Annotated in this window: 7 protein-coding genes and 21 pseudogenes; 10 read left to right on the top strand and 18 right to left on the bottom strand. The window is 68.2% G+C overall.

The annotated features are described in order from the left end of the window. Positions 1-37 precede the first annotated feature (37 nt). Positions 38-552 (top strand): annotated as a pseudogene (locus DA06_RS25930) (FGGY-family carbohydrate kinase); the annotation flags it as partial. Here the strand turns inward: DA06_RS25930 and DA06_RS25925 are convergent. From DA06_RS25925 to fusA, 6 genes and pseudogenes are all read right to left on the bottom strand, one after another. Further along, positions 498-992: pseudogene (locus DA06_RS25925) on the bottom strand (thiamine pyrophosphate-dependent enzyme); the annotation flags it as partial. The pseudogenes DA06_RS25930 and DA06_RS25925 sit on opposite strands and share 55 nt — an antisense overlap. A 180-nt stretch (positions 993-1172) precedes the next feature. Then, a pseudogene (locus DA06_RS25920) lies at positions 1173-1565 on the bottom strand (carbohydrate ABC transporter permease); the annotation flags it as partial. After that, positions 1532-1982, bottom strand: a pseudogene (locus DA06_RS25915) (SulP family inorganic anion transporter); the annotation flags it as partial. The pseudogenes DA06_RS25920 and DA06_RS25915, both read right to left, overlap by 34 nt. Before the next feature lie 61 nt (positions 1983-2043). After that, entirely contained in the window at positions 2044-2394 is a 351-nt protein-coding gene (locus DA06_RS25910) for a carbon starvation CstA family protein (protein WP_418608240.1), read from the bottom strand. 387 nt (positions 2395-2781) lie between these two features. Next, a pseudogene (locus DA06_RS25905) lies at positions 2782-3739 on the bottom strand (prolyl oligopeptidase family serine peptidase); the annotation flags it as partial. Beyond that, positions 3736-4287 (bottom strand): annotated as a pseudogene (gene fusA, locus DA06_RS25900) (elongation factor G); the annotation flags it as partial. The pseudogenes DA06_RS25905 and fusA, both read right to left, overlap by 4 nt. Positions 4288-4405: 118 nt before the next feature. Between fusA and DA06_RS25895 the strand changes: the two are divergent. The 3 genes and pseudogenes from DA06_RS25895 to DA06_RS25885 form a co-directional block, all read left to right on the top strand. Further along, positions 4406-4724 (top strand): annotated as a pseudogene (locus DA06_RS25895) (aconitase family protein); the annotation flags it as partial. Positions 4725-4731: 7 nt separating this feature from the next. Beyond that, a pseudogene (groEL, locus tag DA06_RS25890) lies at positions 4732-5204 on the top strand (chaperonin GroEL); the annotation flags it as partial. A gap of 66 nt (positions 5205-5270) precedes the next feature. Next, positions 5271-5441 carry a hypothetical protein gene (locus DA06_RS25885; RefSeq protein WP_418606423.1) on the top strand — a complete coding sequence of 57 codons (171 nt, stop codon included), beginning with the start codon at positions 5271-5273 and terminating at the stop codon, positions 5439-5441. 341 nt (positions 5442-5782) lie between these two features. Here DA06_RS25885 and DA06_RS25880 read toward each other — a convergent pair whose 3' ends face one another. Then, the gene (locus DA06_RS25880; protein WP_418606422.1) at positions 5783-6139 is read right to left on the bottom strand and encodes an SDR family oxidoreductase; all 357 of its coding nucleotides are present in this window, start codon (positions 6137-6139) and stop codon (positions 5783-5785) included. On the opposite strand from DA06_RS25880, the pseudogene DA06_RS25875 reads away from it, so the two are divergent. Beyond that, positions 6081-6536 (top strand): annotated as a pseudogene (locus DA06_RS25875) (MMPL family transporter); the annotation flags it as partial. The gene DA06_RS25880 and the pseudogene DA06_RS25875 sit on opposite strands and share 59 nt — an antisense overlap. Before the next feature lie 365 nt (positions 6537-6901). Here DA06_RS25875 and DA06_RS25870 read toward each other — a convergent pair. Continuing rightward, entirely contained in the window at positions 6902-7447 is a 546-nt protein-coding gene (locus DA06_RS25870) for a hypothetical protein (RefSeq protein WP_418608435.1), read from the bottom strand. Between DA06_RS25870 and DA06_RS25865 the strand changes: the two are divergent. After that, positions 7379-7953: pseudogene (locus DA06_RS25865) on the top strand (alcohol dehydrogenase catalytic domain-containing protein); the annotation flags it as partial. The gene DA06_RS25870 and the pseudogene DA06_RS25865 overlap by 69 nt on opposite strands. A gap of 344 nt (positions 7954-8297) precedes the next feature. Here DA06_RS25865 and DA06_RS25860 read toward each other — a convergent pair. Beyond that, positions 8298-8679: pseudogene (locus DA06_RS25860) on the bottom strand (cell division ATP-binding protein FtsE); the annotation flags it as partial. A gap of 677 nt (positions 8680-9356) precedes the next feature. Between DA06_RS25860 and DA06_RS25855 the strand changes: the two are divergent. From DA06_RS25855 to DA06_RS25845, 3 genes and pseudogenes are all read left to right on the top strand, one after another. Beyond that, positions 9357-9623, top strand: a pseudogene (locus tag DA06_RS25855) (nucleoside-diphosphate sugar epimerase/dehydratase); the annotation flags it as partial. A 109-nt stretch (positions 9624-9732) separates the two neighbouring features. Next, a complete protein-coding gene (locus tag DA06_RS25850) occupies positions 9733-9918 on the top strand; it encodes a hypothetical protein (RefSeq protein ID WP_418608433.1) in 186 nt (61 codons plus the stop codon). 25 nt (positions 9919-9943) lie between these two features. Then, positions 9944-11056 carry a PA14 domain-containing protein gene (locus tag DA06_RS25845; protein WP_418608238.1) on the top strand — a complete coding sequence of 371 codons (1113 nt, stop codon included), beginning with the start codon at positions 9944-9946 and terminating at the stop codon, positions 11054-11056. Here DA06_RS25845 and DA06_RS25840 read toward each other — a convergent pair. Both DA06_RS25840 and DA06_RS25835 read right to left on the bottom strand, forming a co-directional pair. Further along, positions 11055-11446, bottom strand: a pseudogene (locus tag DA06_RS25840) (polysaccharide biosynthesis protein); the annotation flags it as partial. The gene DA06_RS25845 and the pseudogene DA06_RS25840 sit on opposite strands and share 2 nt — an antisense overlap. A gap of 61 nt (positions 11447-11507) precedes the next feature. Continuing rightward, positions 11508-11934: pseudogene (locus DA06_RS25835) on the bottom strand (TerC family protein); the annotation flags it as partial. 85 nt (positions 11935-12019) lie between these two features. On the opposite strand from DA06_RS25835, the gene DA06_RS25830 reads away from it, so the two are divergent. Beyond that, the gene (locus DA06_RS25830; protein ID WP_418608237.1) at positions 12020-12556 is read left to right on the top strand and encodes a TRAP transporter substrate-binding protein; all 537 of its coding nucleotides are present in this window, start codon (positions 12020-12022) and stop codon (positions 12554-12556) included. A gap of 76 nt (positions 12557-12632) precedes the next feature. Here DA06_RS25830 and DA06_RS25825 read toward each other — a convergent pair. From DA06_RS25825 to rpsH, 7 pseudogenes are all read right to left on the bottom strand, one after another. Then, a pseudogene (locus tag DA06_RS25825) lies at positions 12633-13057 on the bottom strand (ATP-binding protein); the annotation flags it as partial. A 187-nt stretch (positions 13058-13244) separates the two neighbouring features. Further along, positions 13245-13505: pseudogene (locus DA06_RS25820) on the bottom strand (hypothetical protein); the annotation flags it as partial. Between the two features lie 53 nt (positions 13506-13558). Further along, positions 13559-13765: pseudogene (locus DA06_RS25815) on the bottom strand (glycine betaine ABC transporter substrate-binding protein); the annotation flags it as partial. 831 nt (positions 13766-14596) lie between these two features. Beyond that, positions 14597-14764: pseudogene (locus tag DA06_RS25810) on the bottom strand (IS3 family transposase); the annotation flags it as partial. A 630-nt stretch (positions 14765-15394) separates the two neighbouring features. After that, a pseudogene (locus tag DA06_RS25805) lies at positions 15395-15661 on the bottom strand (2Fe-2S iron-sulfur cluster-binding protein); the annotation flags it as partial. Continuing rightward, positions 15658-15848: pseudogene (locus tag DA06_RS25800) on the bottom strand (hypothetical protein); the annotation flags it as partial. The pseudogenes DA06_RS25805 and DA06_RS25800, both read right to left, overlap by 4 nt. A gap of 417 nt (positions 15849-16265) precedes the next feature. Further along, a pseudogene (gene rpsH, locus DA06_RS25795) lies at positions 16266-16513 on the bottom strand (30S ribosomal protein S8); the annotation flags it as partial. Positions 16514-16548 lie beyond the last annotated feature (35 nt).

Here is a 16548-nt window from a genome sequence, read left to right as displayed (position 1 = left end):
CACCCCGCCCGCCGGCGTCGAGGTGCACAACCCCGACCTGCACGCGCTCGAGGGCTCGATCGCCGTGACCGGCTCGCTGGTGCAGTGGCTGCGCGACAACCTCGGCATCATCTCCTCCGCGCCGGAGATCGAGCAGCTGGCCGACACGGTCGAGGACAACGGCGGCGCCTACTTCGTCCCGGCGTTCTCCGGCCTGTTCGCGCCGTACTGGAGTCCGACGCCCGCGGCGCCCTCGTCGGCCTGACCCGCTACGTCAACAAGGGTCACATCGCCCGGGCGGTGCTGGAGGCCACGGCCTTCCAGACCCGCGAGGTCAACGACGCGATGAAGATCGACTCCGGCGTCGAGCTGACCGAGCTGAAGGTCGACGGCGGCATGGTCGCCAACGAGACCCTCATGCAGTTCCAGGCCGACATCCTCGGCGTGCCGGTGGTGCGCCCGAAGGTCGCCGAGACGACGGCGCTGGGCGCCGCCTACGCGGCCGGCATCGCGTCGGCTACTGGCAGGGCGAGCAGGACGTCATCGACAACTGGGCCGAGGACAAGCGGGAGCGCGACGACCTGGCGGGACGGCTCCGCCATCGCGGCGCCGATCGCGTGCGGCAGCGCGTTGGCCATCGAGCCGTGCAGGAAGGAGCCGATCACCCGCCGGCCGTTGGGCGTGATGTAGCGGGCCGCCCACACGTTGTTCATGCCGGTGTCGACGGTGAAGACCGCGTTGTCGGCGGCCGCCTCGTCCAGGAGGACCGCCGCGTACTCCGGGTGGATCGGCCTCGTCCTCTCCACGTTCCTCGTGTACGCGCCGACCACCTTGCCCATGAGGTCGGCGTGCTTCTTCGTCATCTGGCGTACGAATTTCCGGTCCGTCTTGCGGCGGACCATCGGGTTGAGCAGGCGCAGCGTCTCGCCGACGTCACCGTGCACGGGCAGGTCCAGCCGGGTGCGCCGTCCCAGGTGCGAGGCGTCGATGTCGATCTGGGCGGTGGGCACGCCCGCGGGACCGTGAGCAGGCGCGGTTGAGCGTGTCGCCCCGGCCGGTGATGACGCGGGTGGGGGCCAGGACCACGAGGCGTCCGCCGTCGGCGTCGGCGTGCGCCGAGATGTCGTAGGCCTCGGCGGCGTACTGGGCGTCGCGCCCGGCCGCGTGTGCCAGAACCCGTCGGTGAACTTCATTTACTTCACGGCTCCTGCGGTGATGCCCGGGTGAGGTGCGTTGGAAGATGAGGAAGAAGATCAGGTGGGATGAGCCCCGAGCAGGGCGGACGCGCTCGTGGTCGTCACGTCCATGAGGCGGTCGCCCTGGAGGACCGTGATCGCCACCGGCACCGTCTGGGTGGCGTTGGAGACGAGGAACGTCAGCGGGATGAGGAACTCGTTCCAGGTCCAGATGAAGAAGAAGATGAGCAGCACGGCCAGGGTGGGCCGCGAGATCGGGAAGACCACCCGCCACAGGATCTGCCGGCGGCTCGCGCCGTCGAGCGAGGCGGCCTCGAGCATCTCCTTGGGGAAGGTGCTGAAGACCGACGAGAGCAGGTAGGTGCCGAAGGCGCTCTGGACGACAGTGAAGTCTGGCCGATCATCGCGCAGCCGCCCATGCCGCCGAAGAAGCCGGTGACGACGTTCCGCCACGCCCCTGCCCCCCAAGGACTCGCGGGGTCTGTCGGAGTGGGGTGTCGGTGACGTCGTCGACGAGCTTGGCCGTCATGAGGGACTCCATCAGCCCGACCAGGGCCATGGCGACGGCGTAGGGGGCGATGATCTGCAGGGGTCTCGAGGGTCAGCGGCACGTCCGGGACGACCAGCGAGGGGCAGCGACTCGGGGCAGGTCGCCCTGGTCGCCCACGTCGGGGACGGTGATCGCGAACGCCACGGTGATCACGGGTGAGCACGACGATCGCGACCAGCGGCGCGGGCACCACCTCCGGTGACCTTCGGCAGGAGCACGATGACCGCGATGCCGGCGGCGACCATCGCGTACACGACCCGCGAGGAGTCACGAGACGGCGCCCTCGACGGTTCCCCCCGGTGGCGGCGGCGGAGGAGTTCATCGCGAAGTAGATGCCGCGGTCGATCGAGATCGCGCGACCAGCGCCATGATCGCGACGAAGGACTCCATGAGCATGCCGCCGTAGCCGAGGAAGCGGGTCTGCTTCTCCTTCTCGACGAGCTTGGGGCGTGGTGCCCGAGGAGATGAGGGCGTGGAAGCCGGACAGGGCGCCGCACGCGATGGTGACGAAGAGGAACGGGAACAGCGACCCGGCGACGACCGGGCCGTCGGAGCGCCCCGCGAACTCGGAGACGGCCGGCACGCTGATGTCGATGAACTCCTGGGCGAGCTCGGCGTTCTGCGCGCGCGGGGATCACCCACATGTTGCCCGCAGAGCCGGGGGGACATCTCGGCGCCGGGGAAGAGGAAGGTCCCGAACTCGAAGTCGGTGATCTCCGTGGTGAAGCGGTTGTGCCACCACGAGCCGGAGAAGAAGATCGGGTACTCGCCGCCGATGAACGCGGTGCCGGCGTCCTCCGCCTTGAGGCCGGTGGCGTTGGTGGAGATGTAGCCCTTGTCGGTCCAGTCCTTGACCGTCTCGGTGGCGAAGGTGATCTCCTCACCGGTCCAGTCGACGTCGTCCGTGTACAGCTGGTAGGCGTCGACGAAGTCGCGGTCGGCCTTCGTCAGCGCCAGCTGGTACCAGAGCTGGCCGAGCGGGTACTCGGCGGCGGCCTCGGGCGAGCGGGGGTCACGCCCTGGTCGGGCGAAGGCGGCGAGGACCTGCTCCTCCCCAAGCACGTGCTCGGCAAGGAACGCCAGCACCACCTGGTACCAGACCTTGGCGTGCTGCGGCGCGAGGACCCAGTGGTTCTCGTCCGGGAAGTACAGGAACCGGTGCGCCGTCGTCCCGTCCTCGGCCTGCGGCAGGCCGGAGGCGGAGAGCAGCTCGTACCAGAGCCGCAGCCCCTCGCCGACCGGGACGCGGTAGTCCTTGTCGCCGTGGATCACGAGAATCGGGGTGCGGATCTCTGAGACGTACCGGTGCGGTGAGTTCACCTCCTGCATCTCCGGGCTCATCTCCCGCGACCAGAAGTACGAGGCGTCGGTGGTGGGGCCGAGCGTCCAGCGCCCACAGGCTCGCGTGCGTGACGATCGCGCGGAACTGGTCGGTGTGGCCCGCCACCCAGTTGGCCATGTAGCCACCGAAGGAGCCGCCCATCTTGGCGTTGGGATTCTCCTTGTACTTCCAGTGCGCCGCGACGCGTACTCCGCGCGCCGGTGCATGTCCGTGGGTCCGGATCTGGATCTCGACGGGCTTCCCGCTCGGACCGACCACGGTCGTGTGCAGAGACTGGTAGAGGTTGAACTTCGGCATCGCGATGTAGTCCTTGAACCGCCCAGGCAGGGGGTCCACCGGGCGTGCATCGCGCCCAGCGCGGCGTAGCAGTCCCGAACGGTGTCCACCAGGACGCGAATGCGACGAGGTCGAAGATGTCGTCGAAGTCCCGACCGCGGACGATCATCTTCTGGTAGATCGAGTAGTAGTGCTTGGGCCGGCCGGTCACGATGCCCTTGATGCGCGCGGTCCGGAGGTCGTCCTCGATCTGCAGGCGCACGGCTCGCAGGTACTCGTCGCGGGCGGCGCCCGCTCCGCCACGAGGTGGACGATCTCCTCGTACACCTTCGGGTACAGAGTGGCGAAGGACAGGTCCTCGAGCTCCCACTTGATGGTGTTCATGCCCAGTCGCCGTTCTGGAGCGCGTCCTGGATACGGCGTCCACGCTCGGGATGTCTCGCGCGGGATCCGGCCACCGGTGACCTTGTTCTCGAACTCGTACAGCTCGCCCTCGGCGGTGTCGAGGGGCTCGAAGGTGACCTGCACCTTCGCGAACTGGCCGGAGCCACCGGTCTGCTTCTTGTGCGTGTAGTCGATCTTCTCCACCTTGCGGCGGATCGTCTCGCGGTACGCCACCTGCGGGCGCCGACGTTCGCCTCGACCTTGAACTCGCGACGCATGCGGTCCACGAGGATGTCGAGGTGGAGCTCGCCCATGCCGCCGATGACGGTCTGGCCGGTCTCGTCGTCCAGGCGGACGGAGAAGGTCGGGTCCTCCTCGGCCAGCTTCTGGATCGCCGTGCTCAGCTTCTCCTGGTCGCCCTTGGTCTTCGGCTCGATGGCCACGTGGATGACCGGCTCCGGGAACGTCATCGACTCGAGGATGACCGGCGCGTCGAGGGCGCAGAGGGTGTCACCCGTGGTGACGTCCTTCAGGCCGATGAACGCGTAGATGTGGCCCGCTTGTCAAGGACGCCGACTCCGCTAGAGTTGTCCATGGGTCGATATTGACATCTCAGTGGGTGAGATTGCAAGTACGCCGAACGTGCATGCGGGCCCCTGACGATCCGAGGGAGAGACGATGAGCGGAACGCTGGCCGAGAAGGTGTGGGACGCGCACGTGGTGCGCAGCGCCGACGGTGCCGCCCGACCTTCTCTACATCGACCTGCACCTGGTGCACGAGGTCACCAGCCCCCAGGCGTTCGAGGGCCTCCGGCTCGCCGGACGGCAGGTGCGCCGCCCCGATCTCACGATCGCGACGGAGGACCACAACACCCCCACGCTCAACATCGACCGGCCGATCGCGGACCCGACCAGCCGGACGCAGATCCAGACCCTCCGCAACAACGCCGAGGAGTTCGGCATCCGCCTGCACTCCCTGGGCGACGCCGACCAGGGCAGCCGGCGACCAGGCCATCGGCGAGCTCATCGCCGAGGCCCTCGGACAAGGTCGGCAAGGAGGGCGTGGTCACCGTCGAGGAGTCCAACACCTTCGGCCTCGAGCTCGAGCTCACCGAGGGCATGCGCTTCGACAAGGGCTACCTCTCGCCGTACTTCGTCACCGACGCCGAGCGCCAGGAGGTCGTCCTCGAGCGCCTACGTGCTGCTCGTCGAGTCGAAGATCTCCAACGTCAAGGACCTGCTGCCGCTGCTGGAGAAGGTCATCCAGTCCGGCAAGCCGCTGGCGATCATCGCCGAGGACGTCGAGGGCGAGGCCCTGGCCACCCTCGTCGTCAACAAGATCCGCGGCACCTTCAAGTCGGCCGCCGTCAAGGCCCCCGGCTTCGGCGACCGCCGCAAGGCGATGCTGCAGGACATGGCGATCCTCACCGGTGGCCAGGTCATCTCCGAGACCGTCGGCCTCAAGCTCGAGAACGCCGACGGACGACCCGGTCCGCCGGGCCGTAGGAGTTGGAGTTCCTGATGTGGAAGGTGTTTCGCGCGGGTGGCGACGGTGTCCACCGCCGCCGTCGCCGTCCACGTCCCCGACGAGCGTCGCGCCGCGGTCGCCGTAGCGGAAGGTGCGTCGGCCACCGGGCCCCACGCGTTGTTGAGGTGGAAGAGCTGGGGCATCCGAGCGTTCACGCTGGCCGAGAGCTGGCCGAGGTCGCCGTAGAAAAGGCCGGGGCAGCTCGTCGTGCTGACATCTTTGTGGCCGAAGATGCGCGGCAGGTTCTGACCTGCGGGACGCGTCGGCGTCCCGTTCGAGACGAGGCCGCTCGGCGACGTCATGTCGATGCTCGCGCGGGCGAAGTGCCAGGCGACGACGTCGGCCATGGAGTCCTCGAGCGAGAGCAGCAGTGCCTCCCCGGAGGAGCCGCAGCAGTAGAAGCCCTCCACGCCTCGACTTAGCTGATGCTCGACCAGGCGCCGAGCACGTCGTGATCGATGGACTCGTCCGGGCGCATCGGGTGACGAGCGCAGAGAATATGCGCCGCAGGTCGGGCACGGTTGCGTTCACCAGGCAGTCCAGCCGCCGTCGACGACAAGGTTCGCCCCCGTCATGTACCGCGAAGCGTCAGCCGCAAGGAAGATGGCTGCGCCGTTGTACTCGTCCGCGTCCGCCATTCGGCCGATCGGCATGCGGGCGGTGTAGTTCGCCTGGAAGGTCTCGTCCTGGGTGTCCCGAGCCACGCCGGAGGGGGTCAGGGTGTTCACCCGGATCCCGTCGCGGCCCCAGTATGTGGCGCAGTACCGGGTGAGGTTGTAGATGCCGGATTTCGCTGCCGAGTAGGCCACCGGCTTGATGAACGGCTCGATCGTCGCGCCGCTGGTGCTGCTCGCCGCCAACCTCCTCTCGTTCGGGGCAACCATGGGGCTGAGCGCGGTGGTGTTCAACCACGTGCTCGGCTTCCCCGGCGCAGACGCGACCGTGCCCCTCTACGGGTTCGTCTTCCTCGTCGCCCTGGGCATCGACTACTCGATCTTCCTCATGACCCGCGTGCGCGAGGAGTCCCTGCAGCACGGCACCCGCAGGGGAGTGGAACGTGGCCTGGCCGTGACCGGGGGCGTGATCACGTCGGCGGGACTGGTGCTGGCAGCGACGTTCAGCGCACTGGCGGTCATCCCGCTGCTGTTCCTCGTGCAGCTGGCGTTCATCGTGGCCGCGGGCGTGCTCGTCGGCAGTTGGGGTGCAGTAGCGGCTGTCGATCCGTGGGACCACGCGCATATCGAGCGCCCGCCGGTACGATTCGCCGGGACAACGCGCTGACCGGCCTACGGGACTCCGACTAGTCGGACGGCCCCAGCTCGAAGAAGGCGTCGCCCAGCGGTCCCGGCGTCTCGGTGACCTAGCTCGTCGGCTACAGGCGCTAGCCGTCCGAAACCTTACGGCCGACAGGGGCAGCGCGGCCGCGAGTATCTCGATCTCGGCGAGTCGCCCCCTAGTCGGCCACTTACCCGAACTCTCGGCTACCTTCGAGTGCGCGTCGAGCCGAGTAAAAGAGAGCTGAACATCGGGCGCCGAATAGTGAGCGATTTGGCGTAGTTACAAGCCATGACCCGAGCGCAACCCAAGACTAGATCAGCCTTCATGCACCAGCGCATCTAGAGGCGTCCGAGCAGAGGCGCCACTCCTCAATTGTCCACCGATGACTCGGACGACGCGTCGCCAGCGGCGACGTACATCTTGTACTGCCACATCACCTGGTCCTCGGTGAGCTCGGTGTCGGGGTCGGAGCCGAACCGGAACGTCATGCCCGCGTCGGTGAGCCACTCCCCCACCGCACGCGCCTCGTCGTCGGGGACCGTCTGCATCTGCGCCCACAGCTCGGACTGCGAGAGGCGCTCCTTGTAGATGCCGAGGGGATTGAGCAGCTCGTCGTCGATGATGGCGTTGTACATGCCCATGCAGCCCTCGTCGAAGACACCCATGATCGCCTTCTCGGTACGCAGCTGCTCCGCGAGGGCGCGGCCCAGCCGGACCTCCTCCGTCTCGGGCAGGGCGGGCAGGTCACGCACGTGGGAGGTGTCGTGCTCGAGGGTGCCGGTCTCCAACCAGGTCCGCAGGCAGGCGAGGAACCACTCGTCCTTTCCGTCCACCGTCCACGTGGTCGAGTCGAGCACCCCAACGACGCGGTCGTCCGCGTGCAGCTGGCCGCCATCTGCGGCTCCGACCTGCACCTCTACCACGGCATGATGCCCGACACCCGCGTGGGGACGACGTTCGGGCACGAGTTCATCGGCGTCGTCCACGAGGTGGGCCCGTCGGTGCAGAACCTCAGGCCCGGTGACCGGGTCATGGTCCCCTTCACGTCTACTGCGGCTCGTGCTTCTTCTCGCCCGGGGCCTGTACTCCAACTGCCACAACGTCAACCCCCACGCCACCGCCGTGGGCGGGATCTACGGCTACTCCCACACGTGCGGCGGCTACGACGGCGGGCAGGCGGAGTTCGTCCGCGTGCCCTTCGCCGACGTCGGTCCGACGCTCATCCCCCGACTGGCTGGACGACGAGGACGCCGTCCTGCTCACCGACGCGCTCGCGACGGGCTACTTCGGCGCGCAGCTCGGCGACATCGTGGAGGGCGACACCGTGGTGGTCTTCGGCGCAGGCCCCGTGGGCCTGTACGCCGCCCGGTCGGCCTGGCTGATGGGCGCCGGGCGGGTCATCGTGATCGACCATCTGGAGCCTTCGAGTCCGGGACGACGGCGGCAGCGTGGGGAGGCACCACGACGATCGTCGACTCGGTCCAGTACCCCGGGCAGCACCCGGTGGAGCAGTACCAGGCCTGGCACGAGGCCCGCGGCAGCTGCGCGATCGACTACGGGTTCCACCAGATCCTCTCGGACGTGCAGGACTCCACCCTCACGGCCATGAACGAGCTGATGGACGAGGGCGTCACCTCCTTCAAGCTCTTCACCGCCTACAAGGGCGTCTTCCTGTCCGGCGACGGCCAGATCCTCAAGGCGATGCAGCGCGCCGCGGACACCGGTGCGATGATCATGGGCCACGCGGAGAACGGCTCCGTCATCGACCCCGACCAGCTCGAGCACCTCGGGCACGGCGCTGAGGATGTGGTGGCGCGGCTTGCCGATGACCTGCGGGGCGATCGCGACGTTCTCGAAGACCGTCTTGTTGGTCAGCAGGCGGAAGTCCTGGAAGACGGTGCCGATCTGCCGGCGCAGGTGAGGGACCTTCCACCGGGATACCTGGGTGAGGTCCTTGCCCAGGGCGTAGATCTGGCCCGACGTCGCGCTCCTGGCGCAGGACGAGGTTGAGGAAGGTGGACTTGCCGGAGCCCGAGGCGCCGACGAGGAAGACGAACTCGCCGCGCTCGATCTCCAGGCTGACCTGGTCCAGCGCGGGGCGGGCGCCGCGCGCGTAGACCTTGGAGACGTTCTCGAATCTGATCACAGGTGCAGGGCGGCCAGTCTCGACAGTGGGAGGGATTACCACTGGCCTCCGGGCAGAGTAGGCACGCGCCGGGCGGGGATCGTGGCAGACACGCCGCGACGGCTTCCTGGACCGTCGCGACGGAGGACGAGGCCCGCGCCGTGGCGGCGGAGGTCTCCGTGAACTCGTCCACGGTCGTCGACCTCGTCGAGGAGTTCACGAGATACGCGTCGACCGTCGAACCCGAGGACGACCTGACCGTCCTCGCCCTGCGACGGGTCGACGCATGATGCGGCAGCTGGTCATCCGTGTCCTCGTCCTGCTCACCCTCACCAGCGGCACGGTCTACGTCGCTGGCGGTGGCTGTTCTCGGTCAACTGGCCGAACTGGTGGATCGCCGTCCCCCTCGTCCTGGCCGAGACGTACGCCCTTATCGACGCCTACCTCTTCGGCCTGACCGTGTGGCGGATCAAGCGTCGCGGCGAGCCGCCCGCCGCCCCCCGGCCTGAGCGCCGACGTCTTCATCACCACCTACAACGAGCCGGTGGACATGGTCGCCGCCACCGCCCGCGCGGCCACGCGGATCACCTACCCGCACCCTCGTCGTCCGCGGCTTCGAGCTTCCCGCGCGGTCTTGCCCTCCTGGTGCCGCCGATGGCGCTGCTGTTCATGGCCGCCGGACGGTGGCTGTACCGAGCATGGAACGTCCGCTCTCGTCAGGAATCAAGCGACGCCGAGAACGCACTGATCTACGGGCCGGCGACGCCGGCTACCAGCTGCTGCGCCTCATCAAGGTCGACTCGTCGTCGCCCTACCGTGTCGTCGGCCTCATCGACGACGACAAGAGGAAGCGGAACCTCACCCTCCTCGGGGTGCCCGTGCTCGGTGGTCGCAAGAAGTTGGTCAAGGTCGCGCACGAGCACGACGTCACGACGGTCATCCTCGCCATTTCGTCGGCAAGCACGGCAACGGTGCGAGAGATCGCCGACCTCGTCGAGCAGGGCGGCATGCGGTTCCTCCTGCTGCCGCCGGTGGCGCAGATCCTCGGCGGCAGGATCCGGCTCAGCGACGTCCGTGATCGCCACGCTGAAGATCTTCGACATCCCGCGGGCCATGACCGCGCGGTTCGACACCCAGGTGCTGGCGAACATGATGTACGACCAGTCGTTCACGTTCGGCAACAACGGCACCGGGTCCGCGCTGGCCGTGATGATCTTCCTGCTCGTCATCCCGATCGTCGTCTTCACGTCCGGCAGATGATCAAGAACCGGGAGGTGCGCGGAGCATGAGCGGAACCACCCCCCGCCAACCCGGCGGTCGCCGTCGAGAGTCCCGTCCGGACCGTGCCCGACCCGATGGGTCACGCGGAGCCGCGCGTCGGTGCCTCGACCAGGGCGAAGCGCATGCTCACGTCCCGCTCGCTCCGCCGTCGCCGTCGTCATCCGCCGAGGGCGAGCCGCACGCCACCGTCGCGTCCACCGAGTACCTCGACACGACCGACCTTCAGGCCGGCACGACCTACCACTACCTCGTGGCCACGAACGACGAGGGCGCCTCGGCGCCGTCGAACGCCGTCTCGGTCGAGATCCCCGTCACCACCGAGCCCGGGGTCTGTGCCGCGGGTCAATGGTCGGCGGAGTACTTCAACGGCACTTCGCTCTCCGGCGACGCCGTCATCGTCGAGTGCGTCGACAGCATGAACTTCGACTGGAACGCGGGCTCTCCCGCGACCGGTGTGAACGCCAACCGGTTCTCGGCCCGCTGGACAACCTCCTTCGAGGGCGCCGGCACCTATGAGTTCTCCGCCCGGGCCGACGACGGCATCCGCGTCTTCGTCGACGGCGAGTCGGTCATCGACGAGTGGTCCTTGGTCGGGGCGCACAGCTCCGCGACGTCGCAGTCGACGCCGCTGTGGGCGCCGATCCCCTGCGTGAGGGGGGGCCTGGCAGTTGGTCCACGACCGCCGCGCCGTTGCCGCACGCGATCTGCGACCACGGGATGTGCACCATTCCGGTGTCGTCGACGTAGGCGAAGTCCTCCCGGCCGGGCTCCGCGTACCAGGCGGAGGAGACCCAGCTGTAGCCGACGGCCTGCATGGCTGCCCGGCTGCGTCGTCGTAGGCGTCCGTCGGCGGGATGAACCCGGTGAGCTGGTGGCTCGCCCGGTCGAGGTCGACGGTGTCCGTCATGGCCTGCTGGCCGACCCTGAGGAGGTTGAAGGCGCGCGAGACGTCCATGCCGCAGTCGAACTCGGAGGCGGAGGAGCCGTACTTCTCGACGTAGGGCGTGTAGACGCACGTGTGGTAGGTCCCGTGGTGGACGACCTCGAAGTTCGGGTCGGCGATCACGGAGTTGAGGAACTCCGGGGTGTAGCGGGCCCTTGCTCGTGGAGGTCCTGAGCGACTCGGGAGAGACGGGCGGAACAGTCACGTGCGAGATGAGCGGGTGGAAGCGGGCGGCGCCCTCCTCGTCCACACTGAACAGCTCTTCATGCATCTTCTCGTTGGGCCGGAGACCTGTGAAGACGATCTCGATGTCCTTGCCGGAGTGGGTGATGAGTCGCTTGGCGACATCCAGGATCTTGACGGGTTCCCCCATGTCGAGCACGAGGACTTCAGCGTCTCGCCCAATGGCGGCGGCCTGAATCACCAGTTCGGAGGCTCCGGGATGGTCATGAAGTAACGTGTGATCTCGGGGTGAGTGACCGTGATCGGCCCGCCCATGTCGATCTGCTGGCGGAAGGTGTGCAGCATCGAGCCGCGGGAGCCGAGGACGTTTCCGAAGCGCACCGGTCGACGTCCGACTCGCCGCGGCTGCGGATGTACTCCTCCGCGGCGCGAGCCTGGCGTCCCTCTTGTTCTTGCGCAGGCTCGCGACCACGGTGACGAGGAGCACGCCGACGATCCACGCGAGCGAGACGAGGATCGAGGGCTCGGGGATGGCCGTCCAGTGCTCGCCGCCGTTGATGAAGGACAGCTCGTTCTCGTGGAGCGCGTGGACCACCAGCTTGAGGCCGATGAAGCCCAGGATGGCCGCGAGGCCGTAGTGCAGGTAGACGAGCTTGTCGAGCAGGCCGTCGATGAGGAAGTACAGCTGACGCAGGCGAGGAGAGAGAACGCGTTCGCGGCGAAGAGAGGTACGGCTCCTTGGTGAGGCCGAAGATGGCCGGGATGGAGTCCACGGCGAAGAGCAGGTCGGCGCTGCCGATCGCCAGGATCGCCAGCAGCATCGGCGTGATCATCGTCCGGCCGTGGTGGCGGTGGACCAGCTTGCCGCCCACGAAGCCCGCGACCTCGTGATCGAGTCGATCCTCTCCCTCGAGTCCTACACCGAGCTCGCCTCCGTCGAGACGGCCCCCGTTCCTGTACGAGTCCGACGAGCAGTTCTTCGAGGTGTGGGACGGCGAGCTCGGCGAGGAGATCAAGGGCGCCATCACCGAGGAGACCGGCTTCGAGCTCCTGGGGAACATGTTCCGCGGCTCCCGGAACCTCACGACCAACAGCGAGGTCACGTCGCTGGAGGACCTCGAGGGTCTGACCATCCGGACCCCCTCGACCCAGACGATGGTCGAGACGTGGCAGACGCTCGGCGCGCGCGCCGAGGCCATGCCGTGGGACGAGGTCTACTCCGCGCTCGAGCAGGGCGTCATCGACGGCCAGGAGAACCCGCTCGACGTGGCGGCGTTCAACGCCCTGTACGAGGTGCAGTCGCACGTCACCCTCACGGAGCACATGTACGCCAACTACCCTTCCTCGCGTGGGGCGACGCCCTGGCCGAGTTCTCCGAGGAGGACCAGGAGATCATCCGCTCGGCGGCGGACGAGGTCGGCAAGACGTACACCGAGCGCACCGTCACCAACCTGGAGGAGTACCGCGCGACGCTCGAGGAGGAGGGCATGACCTTCGTCGCCGGTCCGGGCGTCGTCGTGCGCGCCGTCGTCACCCGTGATCTCGTCGCCGGAGTCGGTGCGCCCGAGCGCTCGTCGGTGAGGGTGATGCGCCAGCCCCTTGTTGAGGAACGCCATCTGCTGGAACCGCGCCCGCAGGGTCTCGAAGCTGTACTCGGTGGTCTCGAAGATGTCGCCGTTGGCCCAGAAGGTCACCGTGGTGCCGGTGTCCTCGGTGGGATCGCCCTTGACGAGGGGGCCGGTGGGGACCCCGTCGACGAAGCCCATCCGCCAGGCGAAGCCTGCGCTTGACCTCCACCTGGAGACGGTGCGACAGGGCGTTGACCACGGAGACGCCAACGCCGTGCAGCCCGCCGGAGACGGCGTACCCGCCCCCGCCGAACTTGCCGCCCGCGTGCAGGACGGTGAGCACGACCTCGACCGCCGGCTTGCCCTCGGTGGGGTGCAGGTCGACCGGGATGCCGCGGCCGTTGTCGACCACCCGGACCCCGCCGGTGACGAACCCCAGGCGGGGGGTCCTTGATCCGGGTGTCGAGCATGCGCGCGACGATCTGCTGGATCCGCTCGGCGAGCCGGCGGGCGCGGGGCGCGTCAGCCATGGGGGGTCCTCCTGATGATGGGTGGGAGCGAGCGGCCCCGCGGGCACGTTCGTACCAGCGGCGCTCGGGTCGAGCGTCAGCGCGCGGCTTCTCGCGCATCTCGAACGTCTCGATGACGTCGCCCTCCTGGATGTCCCGGTACCCGAGGCCGATACCGCACTCGAAGCCCTCGCGGACCTCGGTGACGTCGTCCTTCTCGCGTCGCAGGGACTCGATGGTGAGCTTGTCCGCCACCACGACACCGTCGCGCACGAGGCGGGCGCTGGCGTTGCGGCGGATGAGGCCGGACCGGATGATCGAGCCGGCGATGTTGCCGAACTTGGAGGAGCGGAACACCCGCCTCCGTCGACCCGGGCGTTGAGCTCGATGAGGAGCTCGTCGGTCAGCAGCGGCGAGACCTGCTCGAACACCTCGGTGATCCGCGGGAACTCCTCGACGAGGTCGGTGTTCAGGTAGGCCGCGACGTTGTAGGACGGGAAGTACGCCTGGTCGTCCTCCAGCACGGTGAGGTCGAGGGCGAGGATGCGCCCGTCCGTCGTGAAGATCTCGCCGAAGTTGCAGGCGCCGCTGGCGGTGGCGGCGTAGATGGCGCCGGTGTCCATGACCCGGATGTTGTCGCTGGGCACGCCGTCGGGGAGTCGAGCGGGATGCCGTAGTGCTCGAGCAGCGGCTCCAGGCCGTCGTCCCGGCTGCGGAACTCGCTCTCCACGCAGAAGGTTCGCTCCTCGACAGGCAGGTCGCCGATCTGGGAGAACGGAGGTGATGCCCAGCTCGGCCGCGGCGTCGGGTCCCATGGCGAAGCGTAGGTGTTGTTCATCGGGGCGGGAGGCAGCGGCCACACCGCGCACGCCCACAGCAGGCGGCGCCGGGTGATGCCCCACGCCACGAACAGCACCATGAGGCCGTAGAACCGAAGCTCCGTCCACAGCGTCCAGTAGACGCCGTCGACGTGCCGGACCCCGAAGGCCTCCTGGAACATCGTGAGGTTGACCAGCGCCTCCCCCCACGCTGATCTCCTTGCCTCTCGGCCAGATCCAGAGCAGCAGCACCGACGTCGCGATCACCGCGATCCAGTACGACGGGTACAGGCGGGCCACGCGCGACGCGACGTGCGGGACGTCGCGCCCCCCACGCGGTCATGAGGATCGCGAAGCCGGAGATGACGAAGAACAGCTCCGGGCCGAGCACGCCGTAGATGAGGACCGGGCCGATCTCCGGGAAGACCCTCCCGGGCTCCTCGCCCCACACCTGGGACCACCGCGCGGCGAAGTGGTACAGCACGACGGCCAGGGCCGCGAGAAACCGCAGCCCGTCGACGGCGTACAGGCGAGGGCGCGCGGGCTTGCGCACCGGCGCGGGAGGGCCTGGGAGGGTCGGCGAACTCGACGTCCGGCGAGGGTCTTGTACGCCCCGTCGTGGAAGACGGTGGTGGCGATGCACTCGGTCTTGTACAGGCCGATGATCGACTCCATCAGGGCGTTGTCGTAGGCGTCGCCGACGGTGCCGATCGAGGGTGCGATGTCCTCCACGGCCAGGTGCTCGGTCAGCCGGATCGAGGTGTACTGGCTGCCCGCGTCGGAGTGGTGGATCAGCTGCCCGCGGGCGACGGGCCGCTCCTCGCGGTCGCGCTGCCAGATCGCCATGCGCAGCGGGACCATGACCAGGTCGGTGACCTTTGTGCGCTGGGCGTGCCAGGCCAGGATCCGCTGGGCGAAGACGTCGACGATGCCGCCGGTGAGCACCTGGGAGAGCCCAAGTGCTGCTCCGAAGGTTCCCAGGGTGACGATCATCGGGGGCACCTTCGCCTTGGCGACGAGGAATCCGTTGAGCAGTCCCCATCCCAGGCCGGACGCCAGGACCGCGATCCCCATGACGGCAACTCCCCCAGCCCTGCCCGTCGCCGAGCCGCTCCATCACCATGGACGAGACGACGCCGCTGAACACCAGCACCGAGCCCATCGACAGGTCGATCCCGCCGGTGATGATGATGAATGTCGTACCGACGCCAAGCACTGCGAGGATCGAGACGCTGATCGCGATGTTCCGGAAGTTCACCGGGTCAAGGAATGCCTCTGGGCTCAGGGCGCTGAAGATGATGATTATCGCGAGCCACACGAGGACGATCTGCATCGCCTGGGCGCGGACGCCGTCGCGCACGCGTTCGGCGATGGATTTCCGGGCGTTGACCCCGGCCATCGGTGCAGCCGGCTGCTGCGTCTGCACGCTCATGCCGAGCGCATGTGCAGCTGGCACGTGGTGGTGCGCTCCGGGCCGTGGGCCTGGCCGTTGATCATGATGCCGCACATGCCGCAGATGCCCTCGCGGCAGTCCGAGTCGAACGCCACGGGGTCCTCGCCGCGCGCGGTGAGCTCCTCGTTGAGGACGTCGAGCATCTCCAGGAACGACATGTCCTCCGTGACACCCAGAAGCTCGTAGGCCACCAGGCGCGGCTCGGCGTGCGGGCCGGCCTGGCGCATGACTTTGAGGGTGATCTTCACTTGTAGCTCCGCTGCTTCATCTCGACGTACTCGTAGTTCAGCTCTTCCTTGTGCAGGACCGGCGCCCCGTCGGTCCGCCCCACTCCCACGCGGCGACGTAGGCGAACTCGTCGTCGTGACGCAGGGCCTCGCCGTCCTCGGTCTGCGACTCGGCACGGAAGTGCCCGCCGCAGGACTCCCGGCGGTGCCAGACGAGCTGGAGCTTCCGGGTCGCGAGCCAGAAGAAGAGGATGAGCATCGCGGTCGCGATGAGCCGCACCAGCGTGATCCGGTTGAACTCGAAGATCGTCCCCTCGAAGAGCGGCCGGCGGGAAGAAGTCCGTGAGGCTGGGGCCGTGGAACCCGCTTCCCTCCTCGGCGGCGAGCACGACGGCGGAGGTGCTGGACGTCAGCATCGATGCGGCAGACAGTGTGTCCCCCTGGTGGCTCGGGTCGGGCACGTGTGGGTTCCCCGGGCACGTCCGACGGGGGACGGCGTACTGGGAACGCTGAAAGCCTAACGCATTTGCGGCGGTGCTTCGGACACGGACCACCGCCGCCGGCGTGACCTACGACTCCGGGGAGCGCTGCTCGCCGGCGCCGCCGCTCCCGCCGGAGGACGCGCGGGCCGAGAGATCCACCGTGGGCACCCGGGCGGCGAGCGCTCACGGTTCGGGCCGTACTTCAGGTCCAGGGTCAGCTTCTTGCCCACCTCGGCGTCCTCGCTCCAGCCGGCGATGTAGCCTCGGCCTTCAGGATGTCGGCGATGCTCGCCTTGAGCTTCGAGTACGGCATGGACACCGCCTCGTGGTACGCCGAGTTGGCGTTGCGCAGACGGGTCAGCATGTCTGCGATGGGGTCGGTCATAGTCATCGGGCCTCAGCCCTTCCTCATCGTGGTTTCCTCGC

The sequence above is a fragment of the Georgenia sp. SUBG003 genome, from assembly GCF_000715355.2.
Lineage (GTDB): Bacteria > Actinomycetota > Actinomycetes > Actinomycetales > Actinomycetaceae > Georgenia.
Note: the sequence above shows the minus strand (reverse complement) of the source record. Positions and strands in the feature narration are given on the sequence as shown.